Here is a 6,231-nt window from a genome sequence, read left to right on the forward strand (position 1 = left end):
CAGTAGGCCTGGACGAAATTGGCGATGCCCTTGACGATGAAGATCACGGCGACCGCCACGGCAATCATGTTGACGCGTTCGATCCTTTTATCGATCACGAATTCATTGGTGATTTCGCGCAGGATCCAGGCGCTGGCAGCCGTCGTGCCGGCCACCACCAGCATCGACAGTATGGCGGCGCCGTATCCAAACATATGTTGGCGGAAGGATTCCCGAAGCAACCTCGCAACGAGGCGCTGGTTTTCCGTCGAGCGGAAGAAACGAAACAAACGGCGGATCCTTGAAACCGGGACAATGAAGGCGGCTTATAGAGGGAGTTGCGGCCGGATGGAACCATCCGCGGCCGCCGCGGACAAACCGCTGTTGCAAGCGGCATCGACGGGATGCGATTTTCAGCCTCGGCTACATCGGATGATTCTTTTGACGGGGATGACGACAGATGGATTTCGACCTTATCGTTCGCGGCGGCACACTGCCTGATGGCAGGGTTGCCGACATCGGCATCAGCGGCGAGACGATCGCGGCGATCGAGCCTGCTCTGCAAGGCTCTGCGCGGACCGAGGTTGACGTCCGTGGCAATCTGGTCTCGCCGCCCTTCGTCGATCCGCATTTCCACATGGACGCGACGCTCTCCTACGGCATTCCGCGCATCAACGCGTCGGGCACGCTGCTCGAAGGCATTTCGCTGTGGGGCGAATTGAAGCCGCTTTTGACGCATGAGGCGGTGCGCGACCGCGCGCTTGCCTACTGCGACTGGGCGGTGTCGATGGGCCTGCTCGCCATCCGCACCCATGTCGATGTCTGCGACGACCGCCTGCTGGCGGTCGAGGCGCTGCTCGAGGTCAAGAAGACGGTCGCCCCCTACATCGATCTGCAACTGGTCGCTTTCCCGCAGGACGGGTTTTATCGCTCGCCGACGGCACGGGAGAACACCATCCGCGCCTTGGACATGGGCGTCGATATTGTCGGCGGCATCCCGCATTTTGAGCGCACCATGGCCGACGGCACGCGCTCGGTAACGGAGTTGTGCGAGATCGCGGCCAGGCGTGGCCTGATGGTCGACCTGCATTGCGACGAGACCGATGATCCGCTGTCGCGTCACATCGAACAGCTTGCCTATGAGACGCAGCGCCTTGGTCTGCACGGCAAGGTCGCCGGCTCGCACCTCACTTCGATGCATTCGATGGACAATTACTATGTTTCGAAGCTGCTGCCGTTGATTGCCGAGGCGGGCGTCTCGGTCATTCCCAATCCGCTGATCAACATCATGCTGCAGGGCCGCCACGACACCTTCCCGAAGCGCCGCGGCCTGACCCGGGTCAAGGAGATGCTGGCGCTTGGCATTCGCGTCGGCTGGGGCCAGGATTGCGTGCTCGATCCTTGGTATTCGCTGGGCACCGCCGACATGCTCGACGTCGCCTTCATGGGCCTGCATGTAGCGCAAATGTCGAGCCCGGCCGACATGGCGCGCTGCTTCGACATGGTCACAAACGTCAATGCCGCGATCATGGGCCTCGATCATCTTGGCCTGGCGGTCGGCAAGCGCGCCAGCCTTGTCGTCCTCGACGCCGGCAATCCGATCGAGGCCTTGCGCCTGCGCGCCGAACGCCTGTGTGTCATCGCCAGTGGCAAGGTGGTGGCGGAGCGGACGAAGCAGGAGACCAGGCTGTCCATCGGTGGAAGGCCGGGAATGGTGAACCGGCGGCACGTATCCAGCTAGAGCGGTTCACCGTTTCGCGGAAACGGTGAACCACTCCTAGCTCTTTGTTTTGACGCAATTCCCAAGGGAAAGCGCTATGCGCTTTTCCCGGGAAAACCGTTTCACACTTTCCTGGTATTGCTCTAGATACAGCCGATTCCCGGCGCTGGTCTTACCCATTGCCCGAATTCTCCTCGTCAAAGCCGCCGCTTCCGTCTACGACGCGGCTTATATTGGGGGAGGAATCGGGATCGGCATGACGCAGCCCGTGGCGCAGAATTCGACGATCAGGAACGTGCTTTTGGCCGGCATTCTGCTGATGCTGGCCGGCGACTTCCTGTTTGCGCTGAATGACGCGATGGGCAAGTGGCTGGTCGCCAGTTTCTCCGTCGGCCAGGTCGTGCTGATCCGCTCCATCGGCGCCTTCTTCGTGCTTGGCCCGATGATCGCCCATCAGGGCACGGCCAAGCTGTTTCGCATGGAACGCCTGGAGCTGCAGCTGCTGCGCGTGGTGATGACCACGCTCGACACCGCGCTCTTCTATGCCGCCGTCGTCTATCTGCCGCTTGCCGATGTGATGAGTTTCTACATGGCCGGGCCGATCTACGTTGCGGCACTCTCGCATCTCTTGCTTGGCGAAAAGGTCGGCTGGCGCCGCTGGATGGCCATCCTGCTCGGCTTCTGCGGTGTGCTGATCATGCTGAAACCGTCCTCGGCGGCGTTCTCTCTGTCATCGGGCTTTGCGCTGGTGGGCAGCATCTCCTTCGCCTTCGCCATCATCCTCAACCGCCGGCTGCGCGGCACCAGCGACACAAATCTGGTGACATGGCAGACCATCGGCACGCTGCTGGTCGGCGGTGTGCTGACCATCGGCGCCTGGCAGACGCCATCGGCACTCGATCTCGGCGCCATGCTGCTGCTCGGCATCGTCTCCTGCGGCGCCCATCTGATGATCACCAGGGCGCTCAAGCTGGCGCCGGCCTCGACGCTGGCGCCGCTGCACTACACGCTGCTCCTGTGGGCGGTGGTCTTCGGGCTGGTGTTCTTCGGCGACGTTCCAGGCCCGCGCATCCTGATCGGCTCGGGCATCGTCGTTCTGGCCGGCCTGTTCATCTTCCACCGTCAGAAAGTGGTCGAGACCACGGTGCCGCCCGAAAATGTGCCGAAAGGCGTGAACTAGGGGCAGGCTCAACCCTGACGTATCGCCGCCAGGTGCATTGAAAACTCCGGCGTCTCCATCAGCGCCTTGCAGCGCGCAAATCGCCCGTCGGCATAGGCGCGGAAATCGTCGACCGGGTTGTTGTTGGCGAGCTGGATCAGCCCCCACAGCGTCCACAACAGATCGCACATCGCCTTGTGGATGACGATGCGGCCGCGCTCCGCCGGCCTGGCCTCGCCGCCGAAATAGGCGCGCATCATCTCTTCATCCTGCGTCGTGTCGAATTTGCCTTCCACACTGAGGTCGCCAAGGTCCCAGAGCGGGTCATTCATGCCCGAATATTCCCAGTCGACGATCCACATCCGCTCACCCGTATCAAGAAAGTTTTCGCACAGCGGATCGCAGTGGCAGGCGACGAGCGGCAGCGGATGGGCGGCCAGCGCCGACCGCACTGTCTCGGCCTCGCGCACGACGTCGTGATAGCCGGCGGGCAGGGCGACATCCTTGGTCGACAGCACCTTGAGGTAGTCGTCGATCATCGCAAACAGTTCGAAGCGGAAGGGAAACACCGCGCCTGAAGCGTGCAGCTTGCGGAAGGCCTCGCCGGCGCGGGCCGGGCTGCCAGGCCGAACCTTGAATTTTTCCGGCGACATCGTCTCGGCGCCGGCGATGAAACGCGTCACCATGATGCCGGTGCCGGGGTCGACATGCAACACTTCGGGGCTGACCCCTGCTTTTGCCGCTTCGCGCGCGGCCACCGCTTCGTTGGCCCGGTTGATGTATTCTTCGGTGCCTTTGCCGGGAATGCGCAGGCAGAATTCGCCGGCCTTGAAAACCAGGTTGGTGAGGCCGCCGAGCCGTTCCAGCGGCCCGTTGTATCTGGCCAGCATCGGAATGGCGGCCAATGCCGCGCGCGCCTCGTCTGTCACCATGCCTGCGCCCCCACGCTGTTATTTGTCGCAGCGACGGTTCCACAATTTTCGTGCTTTGGCTATCATCCGATTGAGGGTTCACAGATTGGCGGATAGGATAAAAGTGGCGGACAGCAAACATCAGGGCGCACTCGCCGAGGCCTACGCGGCGAAGCGGCCGGAGGAAGTCGCCGCACTCTACGACCGCTGGTCGCAAACCTATGATGCCGACATGTCGGCCGCCGGCTATCGCCATCCAACGATCTGCCTCGCGTTGCTGGCGCGCCATTTGCCGCGCGGTGCCGCACCGCTGCTCGATGCGGGAGCTGGCACCGGGCTGATCGGCGAATGGTTGAACATTGCCGGCTACCCCCAGGTCGAGGCACTCGACATTTCTGAAGGCATGCTGGCCCAGGCCGCACGCAAGGGCGTCTATTCGGCGCTTCATTGCCTGGCGCTGGGCGGACAACTGCCATTCCCGGACGACGCCTATGCCGGGATCATCTCGGCTGGTGTCTTCACCTCCGGCCATGTCGGCGTCGAGGGGCTGGACGAACTGATCCGCATTTGCCGGCCGCGCGGAGTGATCGTGCTGACGGTCAAGAACACACTGTGGGAAGTGGGCTTTGCCGCGCGCATCGCCGAGTTCGAGGCGCAAGGCCTCGTCACTCGTGTTGAGGAAACGCGTCCTTACGTCTCGATGCCGGGCGAGGCCGACACCGTGCCCAGCCGCGGTCTCGCGCTGCGCGTGAACTAGGCTTTCACTCTCTCCGCTGCCGGATCGTACATCGGCTCGAGATGGATCTTGGCCGGCGTCCGCTCCATTGCGACCACCAGTTCATAGTCGCCCGAGGCGAGAAAATCGTCGCTCACCTCATCGGCGTTGCGCACATAGCCGTAGCCGATGTTCATGCCCAGCGTGTAGCCATAGCCGCCGCTGGTGAGATAACCGACCGGCTCGCCATTGCGCAGGATCGTCTCGCGGCCGAGCAGCACGATATCGGGATCATCGACCGTGAAGCCGGCGAAACGTTTCTTCAACGCCGAGCCGCTGGTCTTCTCGAGCGCGCGCCGTCCAATGAAATCGGTGTTCTTGCGCAGCTTGACCGCCCAGCCGAGCCCGGCTTCCTGCGGCGTGTCGTTGGGCGTGATGTCGGAGCCCCAGGCGCGATAGCCTTTTTCCAGCCGCAGCGATTCCAAGGCACGATAGCCGACCGGGCGGATGTCGTGCTTTTTGCCTGCCGCCATAAGCGCGTCGAAGACTTCGCCGGTGGCCGCGATCGGCACATGCAGTTCCCAGCCGAGCTCGCCGACATAGGTGACGCGCAGCGCCCGAATGGTGTGGCCGGCGATGGCAATCTCACGCACGTGGCCGAATGGGAATGCGGCGTTCGACACGTCCGTGTCGGTCACTGCCGCAAGCACATCGCGTGCCCGAGGACCCATCAGCGACAGCGTGCCGAAGTCTTCGGTGACATCGACAAGCGTGGCCTTGAGCCCCTCGCCGATATGGTCGCCGATCCACGAGGAATCATGCGTGCGGAAGCCTGTTCCGGTGACGATGTAGAATGTCTCTTCGGCCAGCCGCGCCACTGTCAGATCAGCCTCGATGCCGCCGCGTGTGTTGAGAAGCTGGGTGTAGGTCAGTCGGCCGACCGGCCTGCTGACGTCGTTGGCGCAGATCCAGTCCAGCGCCTTCAGCGCGTCGGGCCCGCTCAGCTCGTATTTGGCGAAGGAGGATTGATCGAAGACGCCGACCCTTTCGCGCACATGCCGGTGTTCGTCGCCGACCGCCGCGAACCAGTTCTGCCGGCCCATCGAATAGATGTCCCGGGGTTCGATGCCTTGCGGTGCGAACCAGTTCGGCCGCTCCCATCCAAGCTTCGAGCCGAACACGGCATTTTGCTGCTTCAGCCTGTCGTAGAGCGGCGAGACGATGCGGGGTCGCCCGCTGGCATACTCCTCATGCGGGAAGCCGATCGTGTAATGCTTGCCATAGGCCTCCAGCGTACGGTCGCAGACCCACTGCCGGTCGCGGTGCAGGTTGGAAAAGCGCCTGATGTCGACCACCCACAGGTCGAGCGGCGCCTCGCCATCGACCACCCATTGCGCCAGCACCCAGCCGGCGCCACCGCCCGAGGCGATACCGAAGGCATTGAAGCCGGCGCCGACGAACATGTTAGCGCATTCGGGCGCTGTGCCGAGAATGAAATTGCCGTCCGGCGTAAAACTCTCCGGCCCGTTGATCATCTGCTTGACGCCGACGGTTTCCAGCGCCGGCACACGCGCGATCGCTTGCATCATATGTTGTTCGAAATGGTCGTAATCGTCGTCGAACAGCCGGAACTCCCAATCGTTGGGGACGTCCCCGGTCGTCCAGGCCTGCGGGTTCGGCTCATAGCCGCCCATCACCAGCCCGCCGACCTCCTCCTTGAAATAGGTTCGCCGGTCCGGGTCGCGGA

General features: G+C 63.0%; 5 protein-coding genes and 1 pseudogene. 3 read left to right on the forward strand and 3 right to left on the reverse strand.

What is annotated here, in order from left to right; translation table 11 throughout:
* Nucleotides 1-194: pseudogene (locus EN935_RS18285) on the reverse strand (ABC transporter ATP-binding protein); the annotation flags it as partial.
* A gap of 245 nt (nt 195-439) precedes the next feature.
* Here EN935_RS18285 and EN935_RS18290 point away from each other — a divergent pair.
* Nucleotides 440-1,720 carry an amidohydrolase family protein gene (locus EN935_RS18290; protein ID WP_109666097.1) on the forward strand — a complete coding sequence of 427 codons (1,281 nt, stop codon included), beginning with the start codon at nt 440-442 and terminating at the stop codon, nt 1,718-1,720.
* A 235-nt stretch (nt 1,721-1,955) separates the two neighbouring features.
* Nucleotides 1,956-2,879, forward strand: coding sequence for a DMT family transporter (locus EN935_RS18295; RefSeq protein WP_127262834.1), 924 nt, complete (start codon nt 1,956-1,958; stop codon nt 2,877-2,879).
* Nucleotides 2,880-2,887: 8 nt separating this feature from the next.
* On the opposite strand, the gene EN935_RS18300 is transcribed toward EN935_RS18295, so the two are convergent.
* Nucleotides 2,888-3,790, reverse strand: coding sequence for a phosphotransferase family protein (locus EN935_RS18300; protein ID WP_127262835.1), 903 nt, complete (start codon nt 3,788-3,790; stop codon nt 2,888-2,890).
* A 103-nt stretch (nt 3,791-3,893) separates the two neighbouring features.
* On the opposite strand from EN935_RS18300, the gene EN935_RS18305 reads away from it, so the two are divergent.
* Complete coding sequence (locus EN935_RS18305; RefSeq protein ID WP_164757574.1) at nt 3,894-4,526, forward strand: class I SAM-dependent methyltransferase; 633 nt, start codon at nt 3,894-3,896, stop codon at nt 4,524-4,526.
* On the opposite strand, the gene EN935_RS18310 is transcribed toward EN935_RS18305, so the two are convergent.
* The coding region (locus EN935_RS18310; protein WP_164771192.1) for an FAD-dependent oxidoreductase at nt 4,523-6,231 on the reverse strand (1,709 nt) is incomplete at its 5' end. The two genes, EN935_RS18305 and EN935_RS18310, sit on opposite strands and share 4 nt — an antisense overlap.

Origin of the sequence: Mesorhizobium sp. M7D.F.Ca.US.004.03.1.1, assembly GCF_003998635.1 — a bacterium.
Classification (GTDB): Bacteria; Pseudomonadota; Alphaproteobacteria; order Rhizobiales; family Rhizobiaceae; genus Mesorhizobium; species Mesorhizobium loti.

Bases quoted from the DNA above. Each gene is read 5' to 3' on its own strand.
- EN935_RS18290 (WP_109666097.1), top strand. From the start codon at position 440: ATGGATTTCGACCTTATCGTTCGCGGCGGCACACTGCCTGATGGCAGG.
- EN935_RS18295 (WP_127262834.1), top strand. From the start codon at position 1,956: ATGACGCAGCCCGTGGCGCAGAATTCGACGATCAGGAACGTGCTTTTG.
- EN935_RS18300 (WP_127262835.1), bottom strand. From the start codon at position 3,790: ATGGTGACAGACGAGGCGCGCGCGGCATTGGCCGCCATTCCGATGCTG.